The following is a 15,422-nucleotide window of genomic DNA, read 5'->3' on the forward strand; positions in this document are numbered from 1 at the left end:
CGCCGCGGGGGCGGCCCGGCCGGAGCCGGACCGCCCCCTGGGACGGCGGAGCGGGGCACGGGCGCCGCCCGCGCCCCGTCAGCGGTGCGCGCGCAGCAGCGTCCGCATGGTGCGCATCGCCACGGAGAGATTGGCCAGGTCGAAGGAGTCCGACCCGTGGATCTCGTCGAGCGTGGCCCGGGCGCGGGCCAGGATCGCGCTGTTCTTCCGCTGCCAGGCGCCGAAGCGCTGTTCGGGCGTCGAGGTGCCGTTGCCGGCCCGCAGCACATCGGCGGTGAGCGCCGCGTGGGCCGCGTAGAGGTCCTCGCGGATGGCGGCGCGGGCCATCGACTGCCAGCGGTCGGAGCGCGGCAGTTCGATGATCCGGTCCATCAGCCGGCTGATCCGCAGCCGGTCCGCGAGGTCGTAGTACACCTCGGCGACGTCCAGCGGCGTCTTGTCGTTGCGGTCGGCGATCGCCACGATGTCGAGCGTCGGGAAGGCCGAGGAGAAGCCCGCGACCCGCGCGGCCAGCTCGCCCGGCACGCCCGCGGCGGTCAGCTCGTCCAGATTGGCCTGGTACCACTCCAGGTCCGGGCCCCGGAGCAGCTTCGGCAGCTGGGACCAGACGGCCTCCACCCGCTCGGCGAAGAAGTCGATCGTCTCGGCGATCTCCAGCGGCTGCGGGCGGTTGTTGAGCAGCCAGCGGGTGCCGCGCTCCACCAGCCGCCGCGAGTGCAGCCGGATCCGGGTCTGGACGGCCGCCGGTACCCGGTTGTCCAGCGCCTCCACGGCGTCCCAGACGGAGCCCAGGCCGAAGATCGCCCGGGCCGAGGTCTGCGCCCGGACGACCTCCTCCGTCGAGGCTCCCGTCTCCTCCCGCATCCGGTGCAGGAAGGTGGTGCCGGCGCTGTTGACCGTGTCGTTGACCAGCACGGTCGTCACGATCTCGCGGCGCAGCGCGTGCCCCTCGATCTGCTCCGGGAACCGCTCCCGCAGGGCCTGCGGGAAGTAGGCGTGCAGCAGCCGCTGAAGGTACGGGTCGTCGGGGAGGCCGGTGCCGATCAGCTCCTCGGCCGCGGTGATCTTGTCGTAGGCGAGCAGTACGGCCAGCTCCGGCTGGGTGAGGCCGCGGCCGTTGGCCAGCCGCTCCTTGATCTGCCGGTCGGCGGGGAGGAACTCCAGCGCCCGGTCGAGGTCGCCGGTGCTCTCCAGCCGGCGGATGGCGCGCTGGTGGGCGTGGAGCAGGCTGGGGGCCTGCGTCACCGCGTTGGCGAGCGCGACGTTCTGCGCGTAGTTGTTGCGCAGCACCAGGGCGCCCACCTCGTCGGTCATCTCCGCGAGCAGCTTGTTGCGCTGCTTGACGGTCATGTCGCCGTTGGCGACGACCGCGTTGAGCAGGATCTTGATGTTCACCTCGTGGTCGGAGGTGTCCACACCGGCGCTGTTGTCGATCGCGTCGGTGTTGACGCGCCCGCCGGTGCGGTCCGGGCCGCCGTGGATGGCGAACTCGATGCGGCCGAGCTGAGTGGCGCCGAGGTTGCCGCCCTCACCGATGACCTTGGCCCGCACGTCCCGGCCGTCGACGCGGATGGCGTCGTTGGCCTTGTCGCCGACGTCCGCGTGCGTCTCCGAGGACGCCTTGACGTACGTGCCGATGCCGCCGTTCCACAGCAGGTCCACGGGGGCGCTGAGGATGGCCTTCATCAGCTCGGCCGGGGTCATCTTGGTGATCCCGTCCTCGATCCCGAGGGCCTGCCGGATGTGCGCGCCCACGGGGACGGACTTCGCGGAGCGCGGGTGGATGCCACCGCCCGGCGAGAGCAGCGAGGTGTCGTAGTCCGCCCAGGAGCTGCGCGGCAGTTCGAAGAGGCGGCGGCGCTCGGCGTAGGAGACGGCGGCGTCCGGCTCCGGGTCGAGGAAGATGTGCCGGTGGTCGAAGGCCGCGACGAGGCGGATGTGCTCGCTGAGCAGCATGCCGTTGCCGAAGACGTCCCCGGACATGTCGCCGACGCCGACGACCGTGAAGTCCTCCGTCTGGGTGTCGTGGCCCAGCTCGCGGAAGTGCCGTTTGACGGACTCCCAGGCGCCGCGGGCGGTGATGCCCATGCCCTTGTGGTCGTAGCCCGCGGAGCCGCCGGAGGCGAAGGCGTCGCCCAGCCAGAAGCCGTAGGCGGTGGCGACCTCGTTGGCGATGTCGGAGAACGACGCGGTGCCCTTGTCGGCGGCGACGACGAGGTAGGTGTCGTCCCCGTCGTGCCGGACGACGTCCTCGGGGTGGACGACCTCCCCGCCGACGAGGTTGTCGGTGATGTCGAGCAGACCGGAGATGAAGGTCTTGTAGCAGGCGACGCCCTCGGCCAGCCAGGCGTCGCGGTCCACGGCCGGGTCCGGCAGCCGCTTGCCGACGAAACCGCCCTTGGCGCCGACCGGCACGATGACGGTGTTCTTCACCATCTGCGCCTTGACCAGGCCCAGGATCTCGGTGCGGAAGTCCTCGCGCCGGTCGGACCAGCGCAGCCCGCCGCGGGCCACCTTGCCGAAGCGGAGGTGGACGCCCTCGACGCGGGGCGAGTACACCCAGATCTCGTACGCGGGGCGGGGAGCGGGCAGATCGGGGATCGCCTGCGGGTCGAGCTTGAAGGAGACGTAACCGTGCCAGCGGCGGCCGCCGTCAGCCTGCCGGCCCCCCTTGCCGCTTCCACCATCCGCATGCTGGCCCCCCCGGCCGCTTCCACCATCCGCATGCTGGCCCCCCCGGCCGCTTCCACCATCCGCATGCTGGAAGTGATTCGTCCGCAGCGTGGCGTTGATGACGGTGAGGAAGGAGCGCAGGATGCGGTCCTCGTCCAGGCTCGCCACCTGGTCGAGGGCGCCCTCCAGTTCCTCCAGCAGCCCGTCGGTCAGCTCCCGGCCGGCCCGCTGCCGCTCCGGGGCCATCCGGGCCTCGAACAGGCTGACGAGCAGCCGGGTGGTGTGGACGTTGTGGCGGAGGGTGTCCTCCATGTACTCCTGGCTGAACGTCGAGCCCGCCTGCCGCAGGTACTTCGCGTAGGCGCGCAGCACCATGGCCTGCCGCCAGGTGAGCCCGGCGCTCAGCACCAGCGCGTTGAAGCCGTCGTTCTCGGCCTCGCCCGTCCAGACGGCGGCGAACGCCTCCTGGAAGCGGTCGCGGGCGTCGTCGCCCAGGTAGTCGCCGTCGACCGCCGGCATCCGCAGCCCGAAGTCGTAGATCCAGGCGGTGGTGCGGTCGGCGCAGCGGAGCTCGTACGGGCGTTCGTCGACGACCTCGACGCCCAGCCGCTGCAGCACGGGCAGCACCGCGGACAGCGAGACCTGCTCACCGGTGCGGTAGATCTTGAAACGCCGCTCGCCCGGGGCGGCGCCCACCGGCTCGTACAGACTGAGCGCGAAGTCCCGCTCGCCCGGGGTGAGTTTCTCCAGGTGCTGCAGGTCGGAGACGGCGCTGCGCGGCGAGTGGTCGGCCTTGTAGCCCTCGGGGAAGGCGTCGCCGTAGCGGCGGGCCAGCTCGGCGGCGTACTCCTCGCCGAGCTCCGCGTGGAGCGCCTCGGAGAAGCCGTCGGTCCAGGAGCGGGCGGCCTCGGCGAGGCGGGCCTCGATCCGCTCGGCGTCGGCGTCCGTCAGATGGGGCAGCTCCGTGCCCTGCGGCACCCGGATGACGAAGTGCAGCCGGGAGAGAATCGATTCTGTGTTCCAGGCGGTGAAGTCGACGCTGGTGCCGCCCAGCTCCTCCTTGAGGATGTCGATCAGCCGCAGCCGGACGGTGGTGTTGAAGCGGTCCCGCGGCAGGTAGACCAGGGCCGAGTAGTAGCGGCCGTACTCCTCCTGGCGCAGATAGAGGCGGAGCCTGCGGCGTTCCTGGAGGTAGAGCACGCTGGTGGCGGTGGAGCGCAGCTGGCCGACCGGGGTCTGGAACAGCTCGTCGCGCGGGTAGGTCTCCAGGATCTGCAGCAGGTCGCGGCCGTCGTGGCTGTCGGCGTCGACCCCCGCGCCGGAGAGCACCTCGGCCACCTTGCGGCGGACCACCGGGACGCGGGTGACCGACTCGGTGTACGCGGCCGAGGAGAAGAGACCGAGGAAGCGGCGCTCACCGATGACGTTGCCGTGGCTGTCGAACTTCTTGACCCCGACGTAGTCGAGGTAGGAGGGGCGGTGCACGGTGGCCCGGCTGTTGGCCTTGGTCAGCACCAGCAGCCGGTGCTCACGGGCCTTGGCCCGGGCATCGGCCGGCAGCCGGCTGAACGAGGACGAGACGGGCCGGCCCTCGCTGTCGCGCCGCTGGCTCGGGTCGGAGCGGAGGATGCCGAGCCCGGTACCCGGGACCGCGCGCAGCGCGTCCTCCTCGCCGCCGCTCTCGCTGGGCACGGACGTCAGCTCGTACTCGCGGTAGCCGAGGAAGGTGAAGTGGTCGGCGGCCAGCCAGCGGAGGAGTTCCCGGGCCTCCTCCACGTCCTGCGCCGGAACGTCCTCGGCGACCGGCTCGGTGTGGAGCTCGTCGGCGAGGCGCAGCGCGGCGCCGTGCATCTTCTCCCAGTCCTCGACGGTCTCCCGGACGTCGGAGAGAACCCGGCGCAGATCGGCGGTGATCTGCTTGAGGTCCGCGCGGTCGGTCTCGCGGTCGATCTCGACGTGGATCCAGGACTCGGAGAGCGCGTCGAGCGGGCGCTCACCGGACATCCGGCCCGGGTCGAGGACCTCGATCAGCGTGCCGGTGACATCGCGGCGGACGGGCACGAGCGGGTGCACGACGACATGGATGCCGCGGCCCTGGCGGGACAGCTCGTTGGTGACGGAGTCGACGAGGAAGGGCATGTCGTCCGTGACCACCTCGACCACGGAGTGACTGCACGTCCAGCCGTTCTCCTCGACCGTGGGGGTGTACACCCGGACGTTCGCCTTGCCCTGCGGGCGGTTCTCGGCGAGCCGGAGGTGGGAGAGGGCCGCGCCGAGGACGTCCACCGGGTCCCGGTCGACCAGGTCCTCGGCCGCGGTGTGCCGGTAGTAGCGCTGGAGGTAGGCGCTGAGGGCCTCCTCGTCGAGGATTCCGTCGCGGTGGAAACCGGCCGGCTGGCTGCCCCCGGCCGGGCTCTTCTCGGCGACCCGGGCCGCTCTGGCGAGCAGCTCGGCCTTGGCTTCGTCCAGCTTGTTCTGCATGTCGTTCAGGCTCCTGTCGCGCGCCGTTGCGTGACGTGGGTGAAGGTGGTGGCGGTGAGCCGCGACGCGGGGTACGCGGAGGAACGCGTCGCGTCCGGCCTGCTGCCGGGATGAGAGAGGACCGGGCCGCTACCGGCCATGGTCGGCCGCTGGGACCGCTGCCGCGATCCGGCGCCGCGGGCTTCGCCGCGGCGCGCCGGGAGGCGCGATACCGCCGCCGGCCCGCGCCACGGGGCGGGGCCCCGATGGCGACGACCTGACGAGGGGGCGGCGCTGCCCCCGCGGGATATCGCGCTGATCACGGCCCCAGGCTATCGCTCCGCTCGCGGGCTGGGTCATCAGCCGATTATTCAGAACACCGGGGCGAAATTTGACGTTGTGGACAGTGACAGCGGGGTCACCGGGGGCATCCCGGACGGCCGCCCGACCCCGGCGGGTGGGTTGAACGGCGCACGCGACGGGCACGCCCGCGGTCGGCGGGTCGGCTCACCCCGGCGCACGCCGGAGCGCGGCCGGGCACGGCGCGGCACCGGGCCCAACCCGCCCGGTCCGTACGCCCGTTCCGGGGGTTCACCCTGTTCAGCGCCAGCCGTCCGGTGCGGCCCCGGGGCCGGCGGTGCGGCCGGACGGGGCTCTCCCGGCGGCTCAGCCGACGAGGCTCTCGGCCGTCTCCACCGCCTCGTCGAGCGTGTCCACGACCGGCACCCCGGCCTGTTCCAGGCTGCTCCGGCTGTGCGATCCGCCGGTGTAGAGCACGGCCCGCGCCCCGATGTGCCGGGCCGCCACGGCGTCGTCCAGCGCGTCCCCGATCACCACGACGCGATCGGCCGGTATCGCGCCCAGCGACGTGAGATGGCTCACCATCTGCTCGGCCTTGCCGACGTGGGAGGGACCCCGGCGGCCGTCCACCCGTGTGAAGTGCTCCTCGATCCCGTGGTTCCGCACGATCGGCACCAGATGCTCGTGCGGGGCGAGGGAACACAGCGACTGGGTGTGCCCGTCCGCCCGGCGCCGGCTCAGCAGCTCCCTTGCGCCTGGGGTCAGACCGGCGGTGCCCGCCCGGGCCCAGTAGTGCCGGTGGAAGATCGCGTCCATCGTCTCCCACTCGCTGTCGGTGGGGAGCCGCCCCAGCAGCCGCTCGTAGAAGCGGGGTACTGGGACGCAGTACAGCTCCCGGTACCGCTCCAGGGTGATCGGCTCCAGGCCGAACTCCGCGAAGGAGGCGTTCGTCGCCTCGATCACGGCATCGATGTCGTGGAAGAGAGTGCCGTTCCAGTCCCACACGATGTGGGCCGTCCGCTGTCCCATGCCCCGACGGTAGCGGCGGGCACCGACAACGCGGGCGCCGGGCACCGGATACGGTCCCGGACCAGTGGCTTTCCGGCCACCTGGTGCCCCGGCGCCCGGTGCCCGGCCGGTGCGCGAGGGGCATTCCGGCGGGCCGGGACGGGGCCGTGGCACCAGGCCCGGGGCCGTCCCGGCCCCAGCCCTTACGGTCCTGCCGGCCGGAACCGCCGGAGCCGCGGAGCCGCGGGGCCGACGGGCCGACGGGCCGACGGGCCGACGGGGAACGGTCAGTCCAGCAGGTGCTCGATCTCCTGCGTTGCGTACCAGAGCAGTTCGTGGTCCTCGGCACCGTCCACCGTGAACCGCGCGTCCTCGTCACCCCGGTCGGCCGCGCCCAGGGCGGCGGCGGCCGCCGCCACGTCGGGCTCGGCGTCCTCCGCGTCGATGTGCACGGCCGCCGCCTTGGCCAGCGGGACGGCCGCCCGGATCCGCACCTCGCCCACGGCGGCGGGGTCCAGAGCCCGGTCCGGGTCCGCGGTGACGAGACCGTCGGGAACGTCGAGTGCCACCACGAGCCGGCGGCGGGGAGCCCCGGGGTCGACGGCGAGCAGCCGCAGCGAGGCCTGCGCGGCCCGGTTCAGGGCGGCGTACTCCAGTTCCTCGATGTCCTCGGAGACGTACCACTCGCGCAGCGCGGGAGTGACGGCGAAGGCGTCCAGCGGAGCGGGGCCCAGTTCGCCCGCCCGCCGGGCCTCGGCGAGTCCGGGCAGGGTCGTGGGGACGTAGACGCGCATGGCTGCCGTTTCTCCTGAAGCACTGGCTGACGGTGCGGCCAGCATACGGGCGGCGTCCCCCTTCGAGTTGCGGGGTCAGCCCGCCGAAGGCCGTGCCCGGGCCGCCACCCCGCCTCCAAGGGACGACAAACACCCTGGTCAGCAAGGTTGTCTCACTCTGATAGGTGAACCTCCCGCGGCCCGGTCCCGCGGATCCCGCGTGGTTGCGCACCGCTGCCCGCGGTCGTTAGAAGTCTCGGCGGAGCGAAGTTACCGCCCGGTAAGAGCCGGGTGCCGACAGAACGGGGCATCGGTATGGACAAGATCGGTACGGCCGGAACGGGGCGCCGCCCGACGGGACCGGGCCGCGGCCGGAACGGGCCACCGGCCCGGCGCGACCCGCGCGGCCCCACCGGGCCGGGCGCCCTCCCGAGCGCGGGAACGCGCCGGCTGCGGGAACGCGAACTGCTGCCCCGCTATTGGTTCGCCGACCGGCTGCTGCTCACCCTCAGCGGACAGCGCCCGGTCCACTGGATGCTCGGCCACACCGCCGGCCCGGCGTACGAACAACTGGTGCGGCTCGCCCCGCGGGCACCCCTCGCCCCGCCCCGGACGACCGCGCGGGGCACCCACCCGGCGCCCGTCGTCAGCCGCTGCGACGAATACCGGCCGCGGCCCGGTGTCATCGAGGCCTACGCCCGGATCCTCACCGGCGACCGGGTACGGGCCCTGGCCTTCCGGCTGGAGCACGGCCGCGACGGCCGCTGGCGCTGCTCCGCCGTCGAGCTGGGCCCGGTTCCGGGTACCCCGGCCACGTCCGCCCCCGCGACGTCCTGAGAGCGCCGCGAGGCCCTGAGAGCGGGGCGAGGTCTTGAGGCTGCAGTGGGCCCCGATACGCGGCCGGGGCCGGACACCTCGCGGTGTCCGGCCCCGGCTGCCGCTCCCGCCCGGTGGGCGGCGGCGTCACTTCTTGCGGCGGCGGCCCTTCTGGGCCTTGCGGCGCTCGGCGCGGGTCATCCCGTCCGACTCCGAGCGGGCGGGCCCGTCGTTGGTGAAATCGCCCTCGACGACTCCGCCCTCGCCGTCCACGGTCGGGGCGGAGAAGTGCAGCCGGTCCGGGCGCTGCGGCGCCTCCAGCCCTTTGGCGCGGATCTCCGGGCGCGGGCCGGCCCCGGACACCGCGGGGACGGGCTGCGGCTCCTTGTCGAGCGAGGGCCGCTCCTGCACCGGAACCTCCTCGACCTGCTGCTCGACCTGGACCTCCAGGTTGAACAGATAGCCGACGGACTCCTCCTTGATGCCGTCCATCATGGCCGTGAACATGTCGTAGCCCTCGCGCTGGTACTCGACCAGCGGGTCCTTCTGGGCCATCGCGCGCAGGCCGATGCCCTCCTGGAGGTAGTCCATCTCATAGAGGTGCTCACGCCACTTGCGGTCCAGGACCGAGAGCACCACACGCCGCTCCAGCTCCCGCATGATCTCGGAGCCGAGCTGCTCCTCGCGGGCCGCGTACTGCTCGTGGATGTCCTCCTTGATCATCTCCGAGATGAACTCGGCGGTGATCCCGAGCCGGTCGCCGGCCGCGTCCTCCAGGTCGTCGATGGTGACCTTGACCGGATAGAGCTGCTTGAAGGCGCTCCACAGCCGCTCCAGATCCCAGTCCTCGGCGAAGCCCTCGACCGTCTCGGCGTGGATGTAGGCGTCGATGGTGTCGTCCATGAAGTGCTTGATCTGCTCCTGCAGATCCTCGCCCTCCAGAACCCGGCGGCGCTCGCCGTAGATGACCTCGCGCTGCCGGTTGAGGACCTCGTCGTACTTCAGGACGTTCTTACGGGTCTCGAAGTTCTGCTGCTCCACCTGGGACTGGGCGGAGGCGATGGCGCGGGTGACCATCTTGTTCTCGATCGGGACGTCGTCGGGCACGTTGGCCATCGCCATGACCCGCTCGACCATCTGAGCCTTGAACAGCCGCATCAGGTCGTCGCCCAGCGAGAGGTAGAAGCGGGACTCGCCCGGGTCGCCCTGACGGCCGGAGCGGCCGCGCAGCTGGTTGTCGATACGCCGGGACTCGTGCCGCTCGGTGCCCAGGACGTAGAGCCCGCCGAGGCTCACGACCTCCTCGAACTCCGCCTTGACGGCCGCCTCGGCCTTCTCCATGGCCGCGGGCAGCGCCTGCGCCCACTCCTCGGGGTGCTCCACCGGGTCCAGCCCGCGCTGGCGCAGCTCCGCCTCGGCCAGGTCGTCCGGGTTGCCGCCGAGCTTGATGTCCGTACCGCGGCCGGCCATGTTCGTGGCGACGGTGACGGCGCCCTTGCGGCCGGCCTGGGCGACGATCGAGGCCTCGCGCTCGTGGTGCTTGGCGTTGAGCACCTCGTGCGGCACGCCGCGCTTGCTGAGCTGCTGGGAGAGGTACTCGGACTTCTCCACGGAGGTGGTGCCGACGAGGACCGGCTGGCCCTTCTCGTGCCGCTCGACGAGGTCCTCGACGACCGCGTCGAACTTGGCGACCTCGGTGCGGTAGATCAGGTCCGACTGGTCCATCCGGACCATCGGGCGGTTCGTCGGGATGGGCACCACGCCGAGCTTGTAGATCTGGTGGAACTCGGCCGCCTCGGTCATGGCCGTACCGGTCATGCCGGAGAGCTTGTCGTAGAGGCGGAAGAAGTTCTGGAGGGTGATCGTGGCGAGCGTCTGGTTCTCGTCCTTGATGTCCACCCCCTCCTTGGCCTCGATCGCCTGGTGCATGCCCTCGTTGTAGCGGCGGCCGGCGAGGATGCGGCCGGTGTGCTCGTCGACGATCATGACCTCGCCGTCGATGACGACGTAGTCCTTGTCCTTCTTGAAGAGTTCCTTGGCCTTGATGGCGTTGTTGAGGTAGCCGACGAGCGGGGTGTTGACCGACTCGTAGAGGTTGTCGATGCCCAGCCAGTCCTCGACCTTGCTGACTCCGGCCTCGTGGATGCCGACGGTGCGCTTCTTCTCGTCGACCTCGTAGTCGCCGGTCTCCTCGATGCCGCGCTGGGGGTTGGCGGGCTCGCCCTTGGTGAGCCGCTTGGCCAGCTTGGCGAAGTCCGCGTACCACTTGGTGGCCTGGTCGGCGGGGCCGGAGATGATGAGCGGCGTCCGGGCCTCGTCCACGAGGATCGAGTCGACCTCGTCGACGATCGCGAAGTTGTGCCCGCGCTGCACCAACTCGTCCTTCGACCACGCCATGTTGTCGCGCAGGTAGTCGAAGCCGAACTCGTTGTTCGTGCCGTACGTGATGTCGCAGTTGTACTGCTCGCGGCGCTGCGCGGGCGACATGTTGGCCAGAATGCAGCCGACGGTCAGGCCCAGGAACTTGTGGACCCGGCCCATCATCTCGGAGTCGCGCTCGGCGAGGTAGTCGTTGACCGTGATCAGGTGGACGCCCTTGCCGGAGAGCGCGTTGAGGTAGGCGGGGAGGGTACCGACGAGGGTCTTGCCCTCACCGGTCTTCATCTCCGCGACATGGCCGAAGTGCAGCGCGGCCCCGCCCATCATCTGGACGTCGTAGTGCCGCTGGCCGAGGACGCGCTTGGCCGCCTCACGGACCGTCGCGAAGGCCTCCGGGAGCAGGTCGTCCAGGCTCTCGCCGTCGGCGTACCGCTCCTTGTACTCGTCGGTGAGCGCCCGCAGCTCGGCGTCGGAGAGATGGACGAAATCCTCTTCGATGGAGTTGACCTGGCCCGCGATGCGGTGCAGCTTGCGCAGGAGCTTGCCTTCGCCTGCACGCATGAGCTTGTTGAAGACGGACACTTGGGGTGGTCTCCTTGCCGGTCGGGCCTGGCACGGTCGGGTGCGAGGGCACGACGAGGTGAGGCCTCGCCGCAACGGCCATCGTAAGTCAGGACACACCCGCATCGGGAGGTCCGTCACCACGAAGGCGCGCACTCGCTCCGATGACCCAACGCGCGGACCGCCCGGAAGGTGCCGGGGGACCGGCCCGTTTCCGGACGACCGGGGAAGGACGCCGGCGGATTCCTCCGCCCGCACGGGAACCCGCGTGCCCGTCCCTGTCAGTGGCTGCCTCTAGGGTGCCCGCATGACGAGCCTGCCGACGCCCGCCCTGGAACTCTCCGCCGACGAGGCCCGCCGCATCGCGCTGCGCGCGCAGGGGCTGCTCGGCGCCCCGGACCGCCGCTCGGGAGTCCGCGGTGTGCTGCGGAGCCTGGGCGCCGTCCAGCTGGACACCATCTCCGTGCTGGCCCGCTCACACGAACTGGTGCCGTACGCGCGGCTGGGCGCGGTCGGCAGGGAGGCCGTCGAGTCGGCGTACTGGACCGGTTCGCACGCCTTCGAATACTGGTCCCACGCCGCCTGCATCCTGCCCATCGAGGAGTGGCCGCACTTCGCCTTCCGCCGCCGGGCCCGCGCCGCACGCGGCCACCGCTGGCACGTCATGGCGGACTCCGAGGCCTCCTGCGCCGCCGTGCGCGACCGGCTGAAGGACGAAGGCCCGCTGACAGCTTCGGAGTTGGGCGGCGCCAAGAACGGCGGCGAGTGGTACGACTGGTCCGAGACGAAGATCGCGGTGGAGTGGCTGCTCGACACCGGCGAGGTGGTCTGCGCCCGGCGCCGCGGCTGGAAGCGGGTGTACGACCTCGCCGAGCGCGTCATACCGGACCCCCTGTTCCACGACGACCTGGACGACCGCGAGTGCGTACGCCGGCTGGTGGCCCAGGCGGGGGCGGCGATGGGCGTGGCCACGCGCGCCGATCTCGCCGACTACCACCGGCTCAGGGCCGAGCAGGTCGACGAGGTCGTCGCCGACTCCGGGCTGGTCCCCGTGACCGTCCAGGGCTGGGGCAGGCCCGCCGGCCGCGGCGGTTCCCCCTCCCACTCGGGCGGCCGGCCGCCGGGCGCGGCGTGGGCGGATCCGGCGGCGCTCACCGCCCCGCCACGAGGGCGCCACCGCACGACCCTGCTCTCCCCGTTCGACTCCCTGATCTGGGACCGGCCGCGCACCGAGCGCATCTTCGGCTTCACCCACCGGCTGGAGGCCTACGTCCCCAAGCCGCGGCGGATCCACGGCTACTTCGCGATGCCGCTGCTCTCCGGCGGGAAGCTGCTGGGCCGGGTGGACCCGGCGCGCGAGGGCTCCACCCTCGTCGCCCGTCAGTTGTCCCTGCTGAACGGGCGGGCCGTGCGGCCGATGGCGGAGGCGCTGGCCGAGGCGGCCTCCTGGGTGGGATACACCCAGGTGCGCGTGGAGCGGATGGACCCTCCGGAGCTGGCCGCTCCGCTGACGAAGGCCGTCGGCGAGGTCCTCGGCTGAGGCCGCGCAGCCCGCTGCCGGAGGCCGGCCCCGGACGGGCGGAGGCCGGCCCGCACGATCACAGCCGTGCGGTGCCCCCTGCGCCCGGGCCGCGGCGCCGGCCCGCGAGCCCGGCCCTCGCTCAGCGGATCTCCAGGATCTTCTCCCGCATCGCGTACACCACGGCCTCCATCCGGGAGTGCAGCTGCAGCTTCTCCAGGATGTTGCGCACATGGTTCTTCACGGTGTTCTCGCTGATGAAGAGCTCCTTGGCGATATCCCGGTTGTTCATGCCGGTCGCGACGAGCTTGAGGACCTCCAGCTCCCGGTCCGTGAGCCGGGGCGCGGGCACCAGCCGGCGCTCGTCGGTGCGCTGGATCATCGACTTGAACTCGGTGAGCAGCTTGGAGGCCATGGAGGGGCTGATCTGCGACTGTCCGTCCGCGACCGCGCGAATGGCGGTCGCCACCTCGTCCGTGGAGATCTCCTTGAGGAGGTAGCCGGTGGCCCCGGCCTTGATCGCCTCGTAGAGATCGGCCTCCTCGTCGCTGATCGTCAGCATGATGATCTTCGCGCTGGGAGCCACCTCCTTGAGCGACGTACAGGCCTCGATGCCGCCCCGCTTCGGCATCCGCACGTCCATGAGCACGATGTCGGGCAGCAGATCGGCCGCCTTCTCCACCGCCTCGGCGCCGTCCCCGGCCTCGCCGATGACCTCGATGTCCTCCTCCTGTGCGAGGACGATCTCCAGCCCGCGACGGAAGAGGGCGTGGTCGTCCACCACGAGGACCCGGATGGGCTCGGTGCGCGACCCGTTCGCGTCCGCGCCCGTCTCGACGGCGCCCTCGCCGTCTCCGCCGGTCACGGGCCCGAAGCTGTCCGCCATGGTTCCTCCCCCCGAGGGCCTGGCCCTCGATCGCGTGCCGGGTCAACCCGTCCTGTCGAACGGCGGGTTGACCGCCTCGCCATGATTCCATGCTCAGGCGGTGGAACGACGCTTTCACGGTCGCACGTGGGAGCCCCCGGGGGCGCACGGACGCTCCCGGGGGCATGGGTGCTCACCGCGCCATCGCGGGCCTCGGTCAGCCGCCCAGCGCGCCGCCCGCGCCACTGGGCGGTTCGGAGACCATGGAGTCCGACTCCAGGTGGATCACGCCGTAGTCATAGGCGTGCCGGCGGTAGACCACGCTGGGCTGCTTCGTCTCGGAGTCGATGAACAGGTAGAAGTCGTGCCCGACCAGCTCCATCTCGTAGAGCGCCTGGTCCAGGCTCATCGGAGCGGCGGTGTGGGTCTTCTCGCGGACCACGAGCGGCCCGTCGCCCTGCACCTCCAGGGACCCGATCCGCTTGGTGGTGACGGTCTCCTCGGGCGGGGACGTCACGGCGGTGCCGCCGTTCAGGTGCTCGGCGAGCGGCGCGGTGGCCTCGGCGACGCTGGTCGGCGTGCGGCCGGGGCCCCGGTGGACACGGCGCTTGTCGCCCCGCTTGCGCAGCTGGGCGTCGAGCCGCGCCGTGGCCGCGTCCAGCGCTGCGTATGGGTCGGCGGCGGCGGCCTCCGCCCTGATCACCGGTCCGCGGGTCCGGAGGGTGATCTCCACTCGGTCGGAGCGGTTGGCCTGCCGCGGGTTGTGCTCCTTGGACACCTCGACGTCGAGGCTGATCACCTTGCCGTCGAGCCTCTGGATCTTGTCCAGCTTCAGCTTCTCGGCCACGTGCTTGCGGAAGCGCTCGGGTACCTCGGTCTTGCGGCCCTTGACGACGATGTCCACGCAGAACTCCGTTCCGGGTCGCCCCGCTCGGGGCGGAGCGCATCCCTCTTGCCCTCGGTCCGGACGGCCGCCCCGGGACGGGGCCCGTCCGGCACTGCGTCTGCCGCACCACCACGACGCGGAGCCGGGCGCTGCGGCTTTCACCTCCTCCTCCCCAGCCGACAAGATCAACACCCCATCGGCTCCCGGGTCGGCGGTCGTGCTCTGACTCGCACCTGTCCTCGCCGAGTCACACCAAAACCCGCCAGAAGTGGCATAAATCCCGCCACCTCTCAGAACTGAACATAACTCGCCCGAACGGGGGATGGCACCCCCTGGCGGCCTCCGTCTCTTCCCGGTGTGCCGTTCCTCTCGTGCCCGGGTCACCCTCTCTCACCTGTAACGACGCGCGCCCGGCGTCGGTTCCGGTCCGGCGTCACGGGCCCGGGCGCGGCGCGAAGGCGCTGGGCGGCGCCGCGACCACCGCCGCACCGATCACCTTCCCGCCCGCCGAACGGACCGAACGTGCGGATTCCGCCAGCGACGCCCCCGTGGTCATCAGGTCGTCCACCAGAACCACCGGAGCGGACCGGACCAGCTCCTCCGCCCGCCCGGCCACCTCCAGAGCCCCCGCGAGATTGGCGGCCCGGGCCCGCGCCGGCAGCCCGGACTGATCGGCCACCAACCGCCGCTGCCGCAGCGCGGGCAGCACCCGGACCGGCCGCCCCGCTCGCCGCAGCAGCGCGGCGGCCGCGAGCGCGATACGGCGGGTGGGGTCGTGGCCGCGGCGCGCCACCGACCGGCGCGCCGACGGCACCGGCACCAGCAGCCACGGCTCCCGCCCGGGGACCCGCGACGGGACGGCTCCGGCGAGCGCGGCGCCGAGCGGCCCGGCGAGTGACAGCGCACCCCGCTCCTTGTGGGCGAGCAGCACGGACCGCACCTCGCCCCCGTACGGCGCGGCGGCCCGCACCGGCGGCAGCCCAGCGGGCGACGGCACCGGCCGCACCGAGGCCGCGAGCCGCCCCGTCAGCGCCGCGTGACACCCGCCGCACAGCGCGGTGCCCGGCCGGCCGCACCCCGCGCAGTCGGCCGGCAGCACCAGCTCCGTGATCTCCCGCCACCACTCCCGCACGGCTGTGACTCTGCCCCGCCCTCCGACGGCTCCGCCACCCCTGTGGACAA

The 15,422-nt window shown here is 72.1% G+C and carries 9 protein-coding genes; 2 read left to right on the top strand and 7 right to left on the bottom strand.

Annotation, left to right across the window (positions count from 1 at the left end):
• Positions 1–78: 78 nt before the first annotated feature.
• The 3 genes from IF83_RS0126825 to IF83_RS0126835 form a co-directional block, all read right to left on the bottom strand.
• Positions 79–5,154 (bottom strand): NAD-glutamate dehydrogenase, encoded by a 5,076-nt coding sequence (locus IF83_RS0126825; RefSeq protein WP_030548498.1) that lies wholly within the window; start codon positions 5,152–5,154, stop codon positions 79–81.
• 645 nt (positions 5,155–5,799) lie between these two features.
• Complete coding sequence (locus IF83_RS0126830) at positions 5,800–6,462, bottom strand: HAD family hydrolase (protein ID WP_030548500.1); 663 nt, start codon at positions 6,460–6,462, stop codon at positions 5,800–5,802.
• A 266-nt stretch (positions 6,463–6,728) separates the two neighbouring features.
• Positions 6,729–7,235: a DUF6912 family protein gene (locus IF83_RS0126835; RefSeq protein ID WP_030548502.1), complete on the bottom strand. Its 507-nt coding sequence runs from the start codon at positions 7,233–7,235 to the stop codon at positions 6,729–6,731.
• Positions 7,236–7,505: 270 nt separating this feature from the next.
• Here IF83_RS0126835 and IF83_RS0126840 point away from each other — a divergent pair, with 270 nt between their 5' ends.
• Positions 7,506–8,051, top strand: coding sequence for an Rv3235 family protein (locus IF83_RS0126840; protein WP_244177219.1), 546 nt, complete (start codon positions 7,506–7,508; stop codon positions 8,049–8,051).
• A gap of 126 nt (positions 8,052–8,177) precedes the next feature.
• On the opposite strand, the gene secA is transcribed toward IF83_RS0126840, so the two are convergent.
• Positions 8,178–10,991, bottom strand: a complete 2,814-nt coding sequence (secA, locus tag IF83_RS0126845; RefSeq protein ID WP_030548506.1) for a preprotein translocase subunit SecA — start codon at positions 10,989–10,991, stop codon at positions 8,178–8,180.
• A gap of 286 nt (positions 10,992–11,277) precedes the next feature.
• Here secA and IF83_RS0126850 point away from each other — a divergent pair, with 286 nt between their 5' ends.
• Positions 11,278–12,510, top strand: coding sequence for a winged helix-turn-helix domain-containing protein (locus tag IF83_RS0126850; protein ID WP_030548508.1), 1,233 nt, complete (start codon positions 11,278–11,280; stop codon positions 12,508–12,510).
• 121 nt (positions 12,511–12,631) lie between these two features.
• On the opposite strand, the gene IF83_RS0126855 is transcribed toward IF83_RS0126850, so the two are convergent.
• From IF83_RS0126855 to IF83_RS0126865, 3 genes are all read right to left on the bottom strand, one after another.
• The gene (locus tag IF83_RS0126855; protein ID WP_030548510.1) at positions 12,632–13,375 is read right to left on the bottom strand and encodes a response regulator; all 744 of its coding nucleotides are present in this window, start codon (positions 13,373–13,375) and stop codon (positions 12,632–12,634) included.
• A 196-nt stretch (positions 13,376–13,571) separates the two neighbouring features.
• Positions 13,572–14,258, bottom strand: a complete 687-nt coding sequence (gene hpf, locus IF83_RS0126860) for a ribosome hibernation-promoting factor, HPF/YfiA family (protein ID WP_030548512.1) — start codon at positions 14,256–14,258, stop codon at positions 13,572–13,574.
• A 415-nt stretch (positions 14,259–14,673) separates the two neighbouring features.
• Complete coding sequence (locus tag IF83_RS0126865; protein WP_030548514.1) at positions 14,674–15,372, bottom strand: ComF family protein; 699 nt, start codon at positions 15,370–15,372, stop codon at positions 14,674–14,676.
• Positions 15,373–15,422 lie beyond the last annotated feature (50 nt).

Source organism: Streptomyces albus subsp. albus (assembly GCF_000719865.1).
GTDB lineage: Bacteria > Actinomycetota > Actinomycetes > Streptomycetales > Streptomycetaceae > Streptomyces > Streptomyces albus_E.

Excerpts from the sequence above, each read along its gene's own strand:
- IF83_RS0126835 (WP_030548502.1), bottom strand. The coding sequence starts at position 7,235 with ATGCGCGTCTACGTCCCCACGACCCTGCCCGGACTCGCCGAGGCCCGG.
- IF83_RS0126830 (WP_030548500.1), bottom strand. The coding sequence starts at position 6,462 with ATGGGACAGCGGACGGCCCACATCGTGTGGGACTGGAACGGCACTCTC.
- IF83_RS0126850 (WP_030548508.1), top strand. The coding sequence starts at position 11,278 with ATGACGAGCCTGCCGACGCCCGCCCTGGAACTCTCCGCCGACGAGGCC.
- IF83_RS0126855 (WP_030548510.1), bottom strand. The coding sequence starts at position 13,375 with ATGGCGGACAGCTTCGGGCCCGTGACCGGCGGAGACGGCGAGGGCGCC.
- IF83_RS0126825 (WP_030548498.1), bottom strand. The coding sequence starts at position 5,154 with ATGCAGAACAAGCTGGACGAAGCCAAGGCCGAGCTGCTCGCCAGAGCG.